The 15,027-nt window shown below is 71.9% G+C and carries 14 protein-coding genes; 7 read left to right on the top strand and 7 right to left on the bottom strand.

Annotation, left to right across the window (positions count from 1 at the left end; genetic code table 11):
• Positions 1-72: 72 nt before the first annotated feature.
• The 4 genes from AC6CKD_RS35640 to AC6CKD_RS35625 all read left to right on the top strand — a co-directional run bounded on the left by AC6CKD_RS35640 (position 73) and on the right by AC6CKD_RS35625 (position 5,703).
• A complete protein-coding gene (locus tag AC6CKD_RS35640; RefSeq protein ID WP_498333234.1) occupies positions 73-702 on the top strand; it encodes a class I SAM-dependent methyltransferase in 630 nt (209 codons plus the stop codon).
• Between the two features lie 102 nt (positions 703-804).
• Positions 805-2,271, top strand: coding sequence for a hypothetical protein (locus AC6CKD_RS35635; RefSeq protein WP_498333232.1), 1,467 nt, complete (start codon positions 805-807; stop codon positions 2,269-2,271).
• A 312-nt stretch (positions 2,272-2,583) separates the two neighbouring features.
• Positions 2,584-4,701: a glucose PTS transporter subunit IIA gene (locus AC6CKD_RS35630; RefSeq protein WP_498333230.1), complete on the top strand. Its 2,118-nt coding sequence runs from the start codon at positions 2,584-2,586 to the stop codon at positions 4,699-4,701.
• Between the two features lie 150 nt (positions 4,702-4,851).
• Positions 4,852-5,703: a PRD domain-containing protein gene (locus AC6CKD_RS35625; protein WP_498333228.1), complete on the top strand. Its 852-nt coding sequence runs from the start codon at positions 4,852-4,854 to the stop codon at positions 5,701-5,703.
• Between the two features lie 52 nt (positions 5,704-5,755).
• Here the strand turns inward: AC6CKD_RS35625 and AC6CKD_RS35620 are convergent, their stop codons facing one another.
• Positions 5,756-6,442 (bottom strand): response regulator, encoded by a 687-nt coding sequence (locus AC6CKD_RS35620; protein WP_498333226.1) that lies wholly within the window; start codon positions 6,440-6,442, stop codon positions 5,756-5,758.
• The gene (locus AC6CKD_RS35615; protein ID WP_498333224.1) at positions 6,439-7,608 is read right to left on the bottom strand and encodes a sensor histidine kinase; all 1,170 of its coding nucleotides are present in this window, start codon (positions 7,606-7,608) and stop codon (positions 6,439-6,441) included. Before AC6CKD_RS35615 ends, AC6CKD_RS35620 begins: the two co-directional genes overlap by 4 nt.
• A 133-nt stretch (positions 7,609-7,741) precedes the next feature.
• On the opposite strand from AC6CKD_RS35615, the gene AC6CKD_RS35610 reads away from it, so the two are divergent.
• Together AC6CKD_RS35610 and AC6CKD_RS35605 are read left to right on the top strand one after the other, a co-directional pair.
• Positions 7,742-8,653 carry an ABC transporter ATP-binding protein gene (locus tag AC6CKD_RS35610; protein WP_498333222.1) on the top strand — a complete coding sequence of 304 codons (912 nt, stop codon included), beginning with the start codon at positions 7,742-7,744 and terminating at the stop codon, positions 8,651-8,653.
• Positions 8,650-9,513 (top strand): ABC transporter permease, encoded by an 864-nt coding sequence (locus tag AC6CKD_RS35605; protein WP_498333220.1) that lies wholly within the window; start codon positions 8,650-8,652, stop codon positions 9,511-9,513. Before AC6CKD_RS35610 ends, AC6CKD_RS35605 begins: the two co-directional genes overlap by 4 nt.
• Before the next feature lie 134 nt (positions 9,514-9,647).
• On the opposite strand, the gene AC6CKD_RS35600 is transcribed toward AC6CKD_RS35605, so the two are convergent.
• The 4 genes from AC6CKD_RS35600 to AC6CKD_RS35585 form a co-directional block, all read right to left on the bottom strand.
• A complete protein-coding gene (locus AC6CKD_RS35600) occupies positions 9,648-10,754 on the bottom strand; it encodes an endonuclease/exonuclease/phosphatase family protein (RefSeq protein ID WP_498333219.1) in 1,107 nt (368 codons plus the stop codon).
• A gap of 374 nt (positions 10,755-11,128) precedes the next feature.
• Positions 11,129-11,509, bottom strand: a complete 381-nt coding sequence (locus tag AC6CKD_RS35595) for a hypothetical protein (RefSeq protein ID WP_498333217.1) — start codon at positions 11,507-11,509, stop codon at positions 11,129-11,131.
• Positions 11,506-12,093, bottom strand: a complete 588-nt coding sequence (locus AC6CKD_RS35590; protein ID WP_498333215.1) for a TetR/AcrR family transcriptional regulator — start codon at positions 12,091-12,093, stop codon at positions 11,506-11,508. The genes AC6CKD_RS35595 and AC6CKD_RS35590 overlap by 4 nt, the downstream gene beginning before the upstream one ends.
• 73 nt (positions 12,094-12,166) lie before the next feature.
• Entirely contained in the window at positions 12,167-13,513 is a 1,347-nt protein-coding gene (locus tag AC6CKD_RS35585) for an MFS transporter (protein WP_498333213.1), read from the bottom strand.
• 70 nt (positions 13,514-13,583) lie between these two features.
• Here AC6CKD_RS35585 and AC6CKD_RS35580 point away from each other — a divergent pair, with 70 nt between their 5' ends.
• On the top strand, positions 13,584-14,597 hold the full coding sequence (locus AC6CKD_RS35580; protein ID WP_498333211.1) for a GlxA family transcriptional regulator: 1,014 nt from the start codon (positions 13,584-13,586) through the stop codon (positions 14,595-14,597).
• Between the two features lie 87 nt (positions 14,598-14,684).
• Here AC6CKD_RS35580 and AC6CKD_RS35575 read toward each other — a convergent pair whose 3' ends face one another.
• Positions 14,685-15,005: a hypothetical protein gene (locus AC6CKD_RS35575; RefSeq protein WP_498333209.1), complete on the bottom strand. Its 321-nt coding sequence runs from the start codon at positions 15,003-15,005 to the stop codon at positions 14,685-14,687.
• Positions 15,006-15,027 lie beyond the last annotated feature (22 nt).

Below are 15,027 nucleotides of genomic sequence, written 5' to 3'. Positions count from 1 at the left end.
GCCCGCCGCGGGGTGCCGCGCGGCTGGAGGCCGCGGGGTGGGCCGCCCCGCGCGGATGCTAGCTTCCTTCCCGTGGCGGACCATCAAGACGAGACCAGGGCGGCCTACGACGGCGTCGTCGAGCTGTACGCGTCGATGTTCGCCGATCGGCTGGAGACGCAGCCCTTTGCCCGAGCCATGATCACCACCTTCGCCGACCTGGTGCGAGGGACGGGCAACCCGCGAGCAGCCGACGTCGGGTGCGGACCCGGACATCTGACGGCCATGCTGCACGACCTGGGACTGGACGCCGTCGGGCTCGACCTCTCCCCGGGCATGGTCGGCCATGCCCGCCGGGCCCACCCGGCGCTACGGTTCGACGAGGCACGGATGGAGGCCCTGCCCGTCGGGGACCGCGTCCTCGGCGGCGTACTGGCCCACTACTCGATGATCCACACCCCGCCCGAGGAACTGCCCGCGCTGCTCGCCGAGCAGGTGCGCGTCCTGGCGCCGGGTGGCCTTCTGCTGGTCTCGTTCTTCGCGACGGGCGGACCGGACCCGGTCCGCTTCGACCACAAGGTGGCGCCCGCCTACAGCTGGCCGGTGGACCGGTTCGCCGAGTTGCTGGCCGGTGCCGGCCTCGTCACCTTCGCCAGACTGATCCACGACCCGGCCTCCGAGCGGGGCTTCCTCGACGCCCACTTGCTGGCCCGCCGTCCCTAGACGTTGCCCGGTCCCCTACCAACGGCTCGTGGATGCCGCGGACCATCGGCCGTCGCGCGGCGCGGCGTTGGTAGATTCACGATCATGGGGAGAAACGCCTGGGTGACCAGGTTCTTGGGCGGGGGAGCGCTGCTGTTCGCGGTGCTGGCCGGGTGGTCGCTATTGCTCCGCGTAGGCATGTCGGTGTACCGGCCGGACGTGGTCGTACTGGGGGCGGTCGCTCTGATGCTGGCCGCCGGGTGGGTGTGGTCGGGTTCCCGGCCGATCCCGGTCGCGCCGCAGAGGCAGGTCGAGCCGGTGCCGGCGCCACCCGCGAAGCTGCCCTGGAAGCGGCCGTTCCGGGACTGTCTGCCCCTGCTGCTGCTCGTCGCGGTGGGCCTGCCCGCCGTGGCCGTGGCCACCGAGCTGATGATCCGCCCGGACGGCGACGACCTGAGGCGGATCGCGGCGATACAGCAGGCCGGCGCCGAGGTGACCCAGGGCACCATCGTCGAGGTCCACCGGGTGAAGGCGCAGACGAGCAAGAACCTGGTGGCCACCGCCGACGTCACGGTCGAGGTGCCCCTGCACGGGCCTGCGGGCGGCAGTGCGGACACCAGGCGCCTCGAAGTGATGAACGGGCATGTCGAACTCGACGCGTTCGAGGTGGGCACGGTCCTCGACCACGCCGATGCGCTGAGCAGCCTCGGGGGCGAAATCGTCCCGGTGCTGTACGCCCCGACGGCGCCCGGCCTCGGCGGCGTAGTCGACACCCCCCACCACGTCGAGCGGTATCTGGAGACGGACTCCCCGCTCGCGTTTTCCCTCCCGCCCGTCGGCATCCAGATCGCTCTCGGCGTCGGGGTGGTCCTGGCCTTCGTCGCGGGGCTGTTCTTCGTCCGGATCCCTCCGGTCGACCCCGCCCTGCGGACCCTCCGTGAGGACGCGGCCGCCCGAGCGGAGCTGCCCGCCGTACGGGCACGGATCCTCGCGGCCCGGCGGAACGACCACACGACGTTCGGAAGCGTGGACGGCACGGTCCGGGTGCGATCGGACCACAAGCTGCGCTTCGCGCTGGAGGACGACTCCGAGCTGCTGATCGGCAACGGGACCCTCGAACCCGCTGGGCTCGCCCTCCTCGCGGCGCGCATGGGAGAACGGCCGGGCTGGCTGTGCGGCGCCCGGAACTGGCGCCTGATCCGCACGGAGCAGCCGGTCGCCTTCGTCACCGACGAGGGCGAGGTGGCGTGGCTGAAGATGGACCGCGGGGAATTCGATCGGGTCCTGGCGCCCGCCACTGCGGTACGGCCCGACCCGGAGCGCCGGACGCGGCTCTCCCCGTGGCCCACCGTCGTGGTCCCCGGGGCCCACTGGCCCTGGCTCGCGGGCATGCTCCTGTCCTACGGACTGGTCGTCCTCGTGCTGATGGTGCCGATGTCCTGGCTGGCCGCGTGGCTGACGACGGCACTCGCCGCTGCCGTGGCCGCGGCGGCCTGCGTCCTCCTGGTGCGCCGCCGGGCGGACCTCTCCGACCGGGCGGGCCGGTGGGAGGTCCGTGCGACCCGCGACGCGGAACTGGGCCCGGCCTGACGGCTCCGCACGACCCCGGGGTGAAATGGGGGGTGTGTCCAGTTTCTTCCGGCAAGCCGGGCCGGCACCGTCCTGCGCGGGCCCTTCCCGGTGTTAAGGTTTTGTCTGATCGATCTCGATCGCAGGATTGTTACTCCCCGAGGACGCCACCTTCGTCGCCACGCGACGCCGAGGCGACGTACCGCTCGAGGGGAGGCAAGGCCTGGGTGGCGCCGTGTGCGCGACCCGGGCCTTTTTTGTTGCCCGGATCCGGGCGTGAGAGATCGCGGACCGAAGCAGGATGGCAAGAGCCCCAGGATGCAAGGACGCATCATGAACACACCCGTAGCCGGACCCGGCACGCTGGCGGAGCGGATCCTCCGCGGCGTCGGCGGAGCCGAGAACATCGAGAGCCTCACGCACTGCGCGACGAGGCTGCGCTTCCAGCTCCACGACGGGGCGAAGGCCGACGCGACCGCGCTCGATGCCCTCGACGGCGTCATGGCCACCGTGCCGCAGTCCGGTGACCGCCTCCAGATCGTGATCGGCGGAGCCGTCGCACGCGTCTACTCCGAGATCATGAACCTGCCGTCGATGAGCGGAGGCGGCTCGCCCCGCCCGAAGTCCGACGCCGACGTCAAGGCGGCGATGCGGGCCAAGAGCCGCGGCCGCTACGCCGCGGTCGACAACTTCTTCGAGTACCTGTCCGACTCGTTCCGCCCGCTCATGGGCGTGCTGCTGGGGTCCTCGCTCATCATCGCGATCGCCTCCGTCCTCGACGCCCTGGGCGTCGTCGACTTCCGTGCCGCGGACAAGTCCGCCACCTGGGTGTTCGTCGACGCCATGTGGCGCTCGGTGCTGTACTTCCTGCCGGTCATGGTCGCCTACAACGCGGCCAAGAAGCTGAAGATCGACCCCTGGGTCGGCGCCGCGGTGATGGCCGCGGTGATGACCCCGAACTTCACGGGCATGCTCGACCCGAAGTCCGGGATCCCCGGCATCACCTGCACCACCAACGCGACGCTGGGCACCCAGGAGTGCGTGGCGCACGTCTTCGGGCTGCCGATGCAGCTGAACGACTACGGCGGCCAGGTCTTCGTGCCGCTGCTGATGGTCGCCGTGCTCGCCCTGGTCTACAAGGGTCTGCAGCGTGTCTTCCCGGAGAGCGTGCACCTGGTCTTCGTGCCGTTCTTCAGCATGCTGATCATGATCCCGATCACCGCCTTCCTCATCGGCCCGCTGGGCGTCTGGGCCGGAAACGGCCTCGGTGAGGGCCTGTCCTGGCTGAACGGCAACGCCCCGATCGTCTTCGCCATCCTCATCCCGCTGCTCTACCCGTTCCTGGTGCCGCTGGGCCTGCACTGGCCGCTGAACGCGCTCATGCTGGTGAACATCAACACCCTCGGCTACGACTTCATCCAGGGTCCGATGGGCGCCTGGAACTTCGCCTGCTTCGGCGCGACCGCCGGTGTGCTGCTGCTCTCGCTCCGTCACCGCGAGAAGGAGATGCGCCAGACCGCCACGGGCGCCCTCGCCGCGGGTCTGCTCGGCGGCATCTCCGAGCCCTCGCTGTACGGCATCCACCTGCGGTTCAAGCGGATCTATCCGCGCATGCTCGTGGGCTGCCTCGTGGGCGGCGTGATCGTCGGCGTCATGGGCGGCGTGGACACCAAGGCCTTCGCCTTCACCTCCCTGCTGACCATCCCGGTCTTCTCCCCGATGACCACCTACGCCATCGCGATCACGGCGGCCTTCTTCGTCTCGATGGCGCTCGTGTACTTCTCCGACTTCCGCACCCCGGAGGACCGCGTCCAGGCCAACGCCGAGCGCGACGCCGCCGAGGCGGCCTCCCGCGGGGAGGCCGCAGCGGCCGATGACCGCGAGCTGGTCACCGTCGGAGCCGCCACGGCCGCCGCGGACGCAGCCGCCGGCTCCGTGACCGGCCCCATCTCCCCGGCCGCCGCTCCCACCGCCACCGCCCCGGCCCCCGTCGGCACGGGCATCGAGCTCGCCGCGCCCGTCGCCGGCCGTGTGGTCGGCCTCGACGACGTCGGGGACCCCGTCTTCGCCTCCCGCGCGCTCGGGGAAGGCGTGGGCATCGAGCCGGCCGACGGCCGCATCGTCGCCCCGGTCGACGGAGAGCTGGTCATCGTCGCCGCCACGGGCCACGCCTTCGGCATCCGTACCGCGGACGGGGTCGAAGTGCTGATCCACATCGGCATCGACACGGTGAAGATGCGGGGGGAGGGGTTCGACGTCCGCGTCGAGGCCGGCCGGCAGGTCTCCGTCGGCGACCTCCTCGTCGAGGTCGACCTCGACGCCGTGCGCGCGGCGGAGCATCCGACCGTCACCCTCATGACCGTCACCAACACCGCCGACCTCGCCTCGGTGGAGCCGCACACCGGGCAGACCGTCGCGGCAGGGGCCCCCGTGGTGACCGTACGGCGGTGACCTCCCGCCACCCGTCCGACGCGGGCACGCGCCACCTCGTGGGGCGCGTGCCCGCTTCGTGCTGGTTTGTGGCGCAGGGTGGCGTACGAGTGACAGACAATGCGGGATCATTGGGCAGAACCGGACCGCGAACGAGAAGGAGAGCAGGCGTTGAAGGCGCTGCGTGTCCTCAATAACAACGTGGTCCTCGCGCGCGACGACAAGGGCCAGGAGGTCATCCTCACCGGGCGCGGCATCGGCTTCAGCTCCCGCCAGGGCAAGCCCGTCGACCCCGCGCTGATCGTGCGCGTCTTCGTCCCGGCGGACGGCCGCGACCCCGACCACCTGAGCGAGGTCCTCGCCCTCATCGACGAGGAGGTCCTGCGGGCCGTCGTGATCGCCCTCGACGAGGCCGGCATCGAGGGGCGCGAGTCCACGCGGCCGACCCTCGCCATCGCCGTCGCCGACCACGTCGCCGGCGCGCTGGACCGGGCCGCGCGCGGCATCGTCATCGAGTACCCGCTGCGCGCGGAGGTCCAGGCCCTGTACGCCACCGAGTACGCCCAGGCGCAGTGCCTGCTGGCTGCCATCAACGAGCGCGTGGACGCGCGGCTGGAGGACTCCGAGGCGATCGCGCTCGCCCTGCACCTGGTCAACGCGGGCTTCGCCACGGGCGACCTGTCCTTCACGTACACGATGACCGGGATCATCCAGCAGATGCTCGCCGTCGTGAGGGAGCGGTACGGGCTGTCCGTCTCCCAGGAGTCCATGAGCGCGGCCCGGTTCATCACCCACGTGCGCTACCTCTTCGTGCGCATCCAGCAGCACCGGCAGCTGAAGGGGCACGAGTCCACGATCGGCGAGGGCATCCGCCGGCACTACCCGGAGGCGACCCGCACCGCGCAGCAGCTGGCGACGATCGTCGAGCTGCGTCTGGGACAGAACCTGAGCGAGGACGAGGTCTCCTACCTGGCACTGCACGTGGCCCGCATGACCACGGAGCCGGACGGCGCCGCCGCGTAGGACCCCGGCGGCGGGCCGCCCCGTCGTCGGCCCGGCCGTCCGCCGGTGATCCTCACCTCGGGGGCGCGACGAGGCCGAACTCGTAGGCGAGGATCACGAGGTGGACCCGGTCGCGCGCGTCGAGTTTGGTGAAGAGCCGCGCGAGATGGGCCTTGGCGGTGGCCACGCTGATGGTGAGCTCCCCGGCGATCTCCGCGTTGGACAGGCCGCGGCCGACCAGGGTCAGGACCTCGCGCTCCCGGTCCGTGATGCCGGCGACGACCACCCCACGGGCTCCCGCGGGTCCGCCCGGCCGGACACCGGGGGACGGTTCCGGCCGCGCCGCGAACTCCTCGATGAGCCGGCGCGTCACGCTCGGCGCGATGAGGGCGTCCCCGGCGGCCACGACCCGGACCCCGTCGAGGATGGACTCCAGCGGCATGTCCTTGACGAGGAAGCCGCTCGCACCCGCGCGGAGCGCACCGTAGACGTACTCGTCGTCGTCGAAGGTGGTGAGGACCAGGACCCGGGTCGTCGACCGCGGATCCGCGTCGATCAGGCGCGTGGCCTCGATCCCGTCCGTGCCGGGCATCCGGATGTCCATGATGGCGACGTCCGGCCGCAATTCCGCCACCAGTTCCACGGCATCGGCGCCGTTCCCGGCCTCCCCGACCACCTCCAGGTCAGGGGTGTCGGCGATGAGGACGCGCAGCCCGGTACGGATCAGCGGCTGGTCGTCGATCAGCAGGACGCGGATCACCGGCCCGCCTCCACGGGGATCGGCAGCAGGGCCGCCACGCGGAAGCCGCCGTCCGGAAGCGGACCGGCGCTGAACTCGCCGTGCAGCAGGCCGACTCGCTCCCGCATGCCGACGATGCCGTATCCGGACCCCCCGACGCCGCCCCCGCGGCCGAGGTCGACGACGTCGACGGACAGTTCGTCCCCCCGGTAGTCGACCGTCACGGTGCAGTCCCGGGTGCCGGAGTGCCGCACCACGTTGGTGACCGCCTCCTGAACGATGCGGAAGGCCGCCAGGTCGACGTCCGGGGGCAGTTCGCGACGCTCCCCCCGCCAGCGGACGTCGACCCGGACACCGGCGGCCGCGCTCCGCCCGACCAGTTGGCCGAGGGCGCCCAGACCGGGGGCGGGTTCCAGCGGCGCGGACTCCTCCTCGCCCTTGCGGAGCGCGCCGAGCATCCGCCGCAGGCCGGCGAGGGTCTCCCGGCCGGTGGCCTCGATGGCGTCGAGCGCCTTGCGGGTCTCGGCCGGCTGGGTGTCCATGACCCGGCTGCCCACGCCGGCCTGGATGGTGATGATGCCGATGTTGTGGGCGACCATGTCGTGCAGTTCCCGGGCGATCCGCGGCCGCTCGGCGGTGACCGCCTGCCGGGTGACCTGGGCGCGTACCGTGTCCGCGTGCGCCCGGTCCTGACGGATCGTGTTGCCGATCAGCCAGGCGATGACGACGGTCGACGCGAGCCCGGCCGGCACCGAGGGGTTGAGGAAGTGGCCGCGGGCCAGCTGCCAGGCCGCGTAGCCCGCCGGCGTGGCGATGCAGAGCAGGGCGGCAGGCACCGAGACCCGCCGTGAGCGGGTCGCGGCGGTGTAGCCCACGGCCGCGTCGGCCAGTAGGAACAGGACGAACGTCGTCTCCCGCACCTCCATCCCGATCGAGAACACGGAGCCGGCGAGCGCGACGGCCACGGCCGCCAGCGGCGCGCGGAACAGCAGCAGCGCTCCGAGGGTCGTGACGACGGCGGTGGCCAGGAGCGGTGCGTCCTCGATGTTGCCGTCGTACTGGACCAGGTGGCGGAGCTCGTCCGGCCGTTGCAGCGTGCGCACCAGGATCAGCGTCACCCAGAAGGCACCCACCCACGCACCCGGTGGCAGCCGTTTGAGCAGGGGTGGACGAGGAGTGGCGGTCATCGGTCGATCGTATCCGGGCGGGTCCGCGGGGGCATTGGCCCGCAGGCCTAATCCCCCGGGCTACCGGCGGGGCGCGGGAGTGTGAACCACGGGCCGATGCACGGGCGGTGCCCGCCCGGGCAGCGTGGACCCCGTGATCGAATCGACTCGGCTGACCAAGCGGTACGGCGACACCGTCGCCGTCGACGACCTGACCTTCACCGTGGAACCGGGCAGCGTGACGGGCTTCCTCGGCCCGAACGGCGCCGGCAAGTCCACCACCCTGCGGATGATCCTGGGCCTCAACGCGCCAACGGGCGGGACCGTCACCGTGGACGGGGTTCCCTTCTCCCACCGCCCGCGCGGACTGCGCCACGTCGGCGCGCTGCTGGACGCCCAGGACGTGCACGGCGGCCGGAGCGCGCGGGCGCACCTGTCGGCCCTGGCCCGCGGCAACCGCATCCCCCTGTCCCGCGTGGACGAGGTCCTCGGGGAAGCTGGGCTGGCGAAGGCGGCGGCCCGCCGGATCGGCGGGTTCTCCCTCGGGATGAAGCAGCGCCTCGGCATCGCGGGCGCCCTGCTCGGCGATCCGCCGGTGCTGCTGTTCGACGAGCCCCTCAACGGCCTCGACCCCGAGGGCGTGCTGTGGGTGCGCGGCCTGTTCCGGCGGCTGGCGGCCGAGGGCCGCACCGTTTTCGTCTCCAGCCACATGATGGCCGAGATGGAGCACACCGCCGACCGGATCATCGTCATCGGCCGGGGCAGGCTGATCGCGGACGAGAGCCTGGCGGAGTTCTCGGCGCGGCACGCCTCCCGGGGCGTGACGGTCCATGCCCCCGACCTGGCGGCCCTGGAAGCCGTCCTGGTCGCCGAGGGTGCGTCGGTACACGGGGAGGACGGTCCGGCGGTCCGCGTCACCGGCCTGACCGCGGCCCGGATCGGCGACCTCGCCCACCGGCACCGCATCGTCCTGCACGAACTGGCCACGCACACCTCCTCCCTGGAGTCGGCGTTCATGGCCCTCACCGCCGACAGCGTCGAATACCTCGCGGGAGAACCCCGATGAACACACGGACTGCGTCCGGCACCAGGCCCTCCGAGCGAGCGGTCGAATCCGTGGCGGGATTCACCGACGTGCTCGCCGCCGAGTGGATCAAGATGCGCTCGCTCAGGTCGACCTACTGGGTGCTCGTCCTCGCCGCCGTCGTCGCCATCGCGATCAACGTGAACGGCGTCCACTCCGACCTGCCGTACATCGACCAGCCGAGGCCGTCGCTCCCCGGTGAAACGCCCTACACGTACGACCCGTTGTTCCACGGCCTGAACAGCATCGCCGCCGGCGTCATGGCACTGGCGGCGGCCTCCTTCGGCGCCATCACGGTCTTCGGCGAGTACGCCACCGGAATGATCCGGACCACGTTCGCCGCAGTCCCGGACCGGCGAGCGGTCATCACGGCCAAGGTGGCCCTCGTCACGGTGATCACGCTCGCCCTCGGTGCGATCGTCTCCGTGACCTCGTTCTTCACCATCAACGCGATGCTGGCCTCCCGCGACGTCGGGCTCTCGATCAACGACCCCGGCTGCCTGCGGGCCGTCGTCGCCTACGCGCTGGTCATCCCGGTCTGCGCCCTCATCGGGATGGCCTTCGGAGCCGTCCTGCGACACGCCACGGCCTCGATCGTCGCCGTCGTGGGGATCCTCTTCATCCTGCCGCTGCTCTTCGGCGGCGACAGGTACCGCCTCCTCAGGGAAATCGGCAACCACCTGCCCCTGGCCGCCCAGGGGCGGCTGTCCCTGAACCCGGACTCCGCCACCAGCCTGGGCGCCCACCCGGGCACGATCACGGGCTCCTGGATCGCGCTCGCGGCCTGGGCGCTCGTCTCGGTGATCGTCGCTGTGACGGTCGTGCGGCGCCGGGACGTCTGAGACCGCGCAGCGGGCGGGGCGACCGCCCCCGGAGCACACGACCGAGGGCTCCACCACGGAGCGGTGGAGCCCTCGGTCGTTGTGGTGGCGCAGGCGGGCGTGCGCCGCGTGGGCGACACCCGCGCGGCCACGTCTCAGCGCAGCTGCAGCACGCTTCTGACGCCCGCGTGGTCGGAGGGCCACAACCCTGACGGGGTGCGGTCGGCCAGGGCATGGCCGACCCGGTGGGTGTTCAGTGCCTTGACCTTGCCGCGGAAGAGCACGTAGTCGATGCGCTGCGTGAGGGTGGAGGTGGGGTTGCGCAGGTCGGGGGTCTGGCAGCAGGTGAAGCCGGGGTCGCGGGGGCGGGTGGCGGTCCAGGCGTCGGTGAATCCGGCGGACAGGAGGCGGTTGTAGCTCTGGGTGTTGCTTCCCGGTGTCGCGCCGACTCCGCCGGCGGCCGAGTTGAGGTCGCCGAGCAGCACGGTGGGGAGCTGGGTGTTCAGCGGGCCCGCGAGCAGTTCGTCGGTCTGAGCCTCCTGCACGGCGGGGGCGGCGGGCTCGAGATGGGTGGTCACCACGCGCGTGGTGCGCCCGCGCACCGTGGCGTCGGCCGCGACCCAGCCGCGTTCGACCCGCAGGGGCGGGTTGGGCGGGCAGCCCAGCACGGAGAGGCAGATGGGGACGTGGCTCTGGAACCGGGCGGCCTGCGGGTTGGCCACGGAGAAGCTCCGTGCGGGCAGGTCGGTGCGGGCCAGGAGCACGTCGCGGTCGGTGAGGCGGATGTCCTGCAAACCGCTGGGCGTGGAGCGCGGGGCCTCGAAGTCGCTGCCGACGGTCACGCTGGCCACGGCCGCGTAGTGCTTGCCGCGGGCCGAGAGCTCATCGAGAAGGATCTGGAGGAAGTCGTACTCGACGTGGGTGGCGCTGCCCGGCCCGGCAGGCGTCTGGCTGCGCCACAGCACGGCTTCCTGGACGCCCACGAGGTGCGGGTCGCTTTCGGCGATCTCGTCGGCCAGCGCTTCGGCTCGCTCGGGGAAGTCCGTCGCCCGGACGTTCGCCCACACCGCGGTCACCGCGGCGACGAGCCCCTGGGGGCTGGTGGCGGCGAGAACGGGCGCGAGGTCGGCGCCGAGGTAGAGGTTGCGCGTCATGACCCGCAAGGGAGCCTTGCCGCCTTCGGCGGCCGAGGCCGCGCCGAGTGATCCGGGTGCGAGGAGCGCGAGTGCGCACAGGGAGGATGTGAACCAGCGGCGAGCCATGCGGGCAGCCCTTTCGGTCAAAGCGGACGAATGCCCGCATCCTCGCCGAATCTAAAATGCTGGACGGCATGTGGCGATCCAGCGTGGGCCGGCAGGCCTACGGTGCGCCCGAACGCGCCGGAGCCCCCGTCCGCCCGGCACGGCGCGGAGCCCGCCCCGCCGCACGTGCCCGACCCGGCAGGGCAGTTCGCGGCCGAAGCCGGCGGGGTGGGAACCCCGAGCAAATGCGCCGACGGCGGGGGAGGGCTCGTATGGGTGACCAGGACCGGCTGGGCGTGGTGTTCGTCAGTGGAATGGTTCCGGGTCGACCGACGCCCTGGGGGCGCTGCTGGACCGGGATGCCGCACACGCCCGGACGGCCGTCCGGCGCGGCACTACGCGGCACCCGCCGCTGCGAGCACCGCGACGGGCAGGAGCAGAATCCACTGCGGCAGGCGGAGCAGTGGTCTGGGCCAGCCGACGGACAGCGTGACGACCAGGAAGGCTGCCGCGTACGCGACGAAGTGCGCGGCCACGAACCACCCCACCAAGCCGTTCCCCGGTGTCCCGTCCGTCAGGGAGAGGTGGAGCAGCGCGAGCCCGGAGAGCGACAGGTCGATGCTCACCATGTGCCACACGGCGTGCAGGACACGCTTGGGCTCGTCCGCGAGCCCGCAGGACAGCAGCGGGCGCACCACATCGCGGCGCCCGCCGACGATGTGCACCGCTGCAACGCCGAGAGCGGTGATGCCCGCCGCGAGAAACCAGCTGTTCATCGGACCTCGATTCCCTTGGCCACCACCGTGGCCAGCAGTGCGGCCAGCTCCTGACCGGGGTGCTCCCCGACCAGTCCCACGTGGAAGAACACAGCTCCCGCCAGCGTGTCCAGGACCAGGTCCACAGGTGTTCCGGCCGAGATCTCCCCACGCTCCACGGCGCGTTCGAAGACGACCAGCAGCCGTTCCTTCGACGGGGCCAGGAACTCGCCGCGGATGCGCGCCTTCAGATCGGGATCGGCGGCGAAGTCTGCGAGCAGCCCCGGGAGTGCGGCCGCGGCGGCCGGCGCGCTGAACTCGCCGAGCAGACCCTGCAGCAATACGGTCAGATCTCCGGCCAGCGTTCCGGTGTCCGGGATCGGAGCGTCATCGGTGGTCGTGAAGACGGCCTCGAAGACCAGCTCCGGTTTGCCCGGCCACCGCCGGTAGATCGTGTCCTTGCCGACACCGGCACGCGCGGCCACCGCCCCGATCGAGGTCGCGGCGTAACCGACCTCGACCACCAGTTCTTCCGTCGCACCGATGATCGCCTCGTGCGACCGGGGATCCCTGGGACGCCCTCTGGAGGGGGAAGAGGAACTCATAGAAATTACCTTACGGGTCGACCCGTAAGGTAATCAAGTAGCTGTCGGCATCGGCATCCGTACCGACGCCCGCTCATCCCCCCGCCGGATCCCCGGGCTTGTCGCCGTCCATGGGCCCGACGCGCCGCAGGGTGCGGATCGCCGGGATCGAGAGCAGCGCCACGCAGCCCGCCAGGCAGGTGCCCGCCGAGATCAGGAGCAGTGTCTCGGGGGAGGCCAGTTCGGTGGCCGGCCCCGCCAGGATCTGGCCGACAGCGATCCCGGACACCGAGCCGGCCAGCTCGTACGCGGTGACCCGGTTGAGAACCGCGGGCGGCGTGTGGGTCTGCACGCTGGTCGCCCACATCACCGACCAGAACGCCCAGGCGCCACCGCCGATGACGTGGCCCGCCAACAGGACCGGCAGTGAGGTGCCCGACACCACGCAGAGGGGCAGCGCGGTGAACAGGACCATGGCCACCGCGCCGGCGGCCAGCGGCCGGGACGGACGCAGGCGCAGTGCCAGCAAGCCGCCGAGTACCGTTCCGACACCGAGGAAGGAGACGGCCAGGCCGTAGGCGTTCGGGCCGAGCCGGGCTCCGATCAGCGCGGAACCCAGCGGCACCATCGGGCCGAACAGCAGCACGCCGTAGCCCACCCAGATCAGGATCACCGCCCACATCCAGGTGCGCGAGCGGAACTCCTGCCAGCCCTGGCCCAGGTCACGACGGAGCGAACTCCTCTCGCTGCCCGCGGAGTCGGCGGCGGCAAGGGTTCCGGTGGCCGTGTCCGCGGGTGCGGGGCGGATGAGCGCCAGGCACACGGCACTGAGTACGAAGGTGCCCGCGTCGATCGCGTAAACGGTCCCGGCACCGGTCAGTACGATCAGCAGCCCCGCCAGGGCCGGGCCGAGCAGGTGGGCCAGCGCGTCGGCGACCTTGAGCGTGGCGTTGGCGCGCTGCGGTTCCCGGGCGACCAGCGGGACCATCCCGTTCACACCCGGCTGGAACATCGCGACGGCCGCACCGGCCAGTGCCGCCATGGTCACCAGCAGCCAGAACGGCGGCGTCCCGGCGAAGAACGCGGCGGCCAGTACGCCCTGGGTGAGCACCCGGACGAGGTCTGCGCCGATCATCATCCGGCGCGCGCCGACCCGGTCGGCGAAGACCCCGCCGAACAGGACCAGGAGAACGAACGTCCCGGTCCAGGTGCCGAGGACGAAGCCGACTCCGGAGATCCCGTACAGCGGGCCGACCGCGAGTGCGGCGGCCACCGGCATCATGGCGTCGCCGAGCAGGGAGACCGCGCGGGCGGTGAAGTAGAGCGTGAACCGCCGGTCCCACAACGGGGGGCCGGCGGTCGGCACATCGGTCCGGACGTTCTGGCCGGCCTGTGTCTGTGCCTGTGTCTGGGCCTGGGTCTGTGTCTGCGCGGTGGTCACAGGACGATGCTGGACCGGACCAATCGGCCACCCCAGTGTCCTGAACGACATGATGGGGTACTTTCGCGCCATGACGCCTCGTTCGCTGCCGAAGTCCCCGGCGCTCCACCGGGTCGTGGCCGTGCTGCGGCCCCCGCAGTCGACCTTCCCGCTGGCCTGCGCGACCGAGGTGTTCGGCGACCACAGCCCGGCGATCCCCTCCCGCTACGCGTTCGAGGTCTGCACCGAGCACCCCGGCCCGGTGCGGACCCGGGCCGGATACGACCTGCTGGTCACGACGGGCCTGGACGCGTTGGAGCGCGCGGACACCGTACTGGTCCCCGGCTGGCAACAACCCGTCGGCACCGAGGTATCGGAACCGCTGATCGCGGCGGTCCGCCGGGCGCACCGCCGCGGCGCGCGCGTCGTCGGCATCTGCTCGGGCGCCTTCGTACTCGCCGCCGCCGGACTGCTGGACGATCGGCGGGCCGCCACCCACTGGGCACAGGCTCCGGATCTGGCCGCCCGGTTCCCGCGGGTCCGGGTCGACCCCGCAGTGCTGTACGTGGACCACGGCGACGTCGCGACCAGCGCCGGATCGGCGGCAGGCGTGGACCTCTGCCTCCACCTGGTGCGCACGGACCACGGCGCCGCGTACGCGATGCGGATCGCCCGCCAGATGGTGATGCCCCCACACCGCGAAGGCTGCCAGCTGCAGTACGCCGAACTGCCCACCTCCGGACCGGTCGCCGACTCACTGGCCCCGCTGCTGGAATGGCTGGCCGGGCGGCTGGACCAGCCGGTCAGCGTCGCCGAGATGGCCGCCCGCTCCCAGGTCTCGGCCCGCACCCTGACCCGGCGCTTCACCGAGCAGTTGGGGATCAGCCCCGGACGCTGGCTGCTGGACCGGCGGATCGCCGCCACCAGGGCCCTGCTCGAAGAGACCGACCTGCCCGTGGAAACCATCGCGCACCGGGTCGGCCTCTCCTCGGCCGTCAACCTGCGCCGGCGCTTCCACGAGGCCCTGCGCACCACACCCGCCGCCTATCGGCGCGCCTTCCGAACGGACGCGGCGGGGCACGCCGACGCGGTCGCGCCCGGATAGGGCACCGGCCCCGCCGAGGGAGTCAACACCCCGCCCGATCGGCAGCCCCGGCAACCGGAACGCCCTGCCGGGAGAGCCGGCGGACCCTCACGGCTGACCGTCCTCACGGGCGAGACGCAGGGCGAGTTCCTGGAGGATCTCGTCGGTACCGGGCTCCGTACCGGTTTCGTCGTACGCGTAGGCGACCGCCGCGAAGGCGGCGATGAAGCCGTTGACCAGAGCGCTCAGCGGAGCGGAGAGCTGATCGAGCACGGCACTGCCGATTTCCTCGGGGTCGGCGCCCGCCGGCACGAGGAAGTGGTCGGGGGTCACTTCCGCGAGGAGTTCGGAGGCGAGGCCTTCGCCGACATCGGAGCGCAGAGCGGTGAGCGCTGCGATGGCTTTGAGTTTGATCTCGTTTTCGTGCACGGCCCGAGACTACGACGCGGGC

It is taken from the genome of Streptomyces sp. GQ60 (assembly GCF_059758875.1).
The sequence above is the reverse complement of the archived record's forward strand: the minus strand, read 5'-3'. Positions and strand labels throughout refer to the sequence as shown.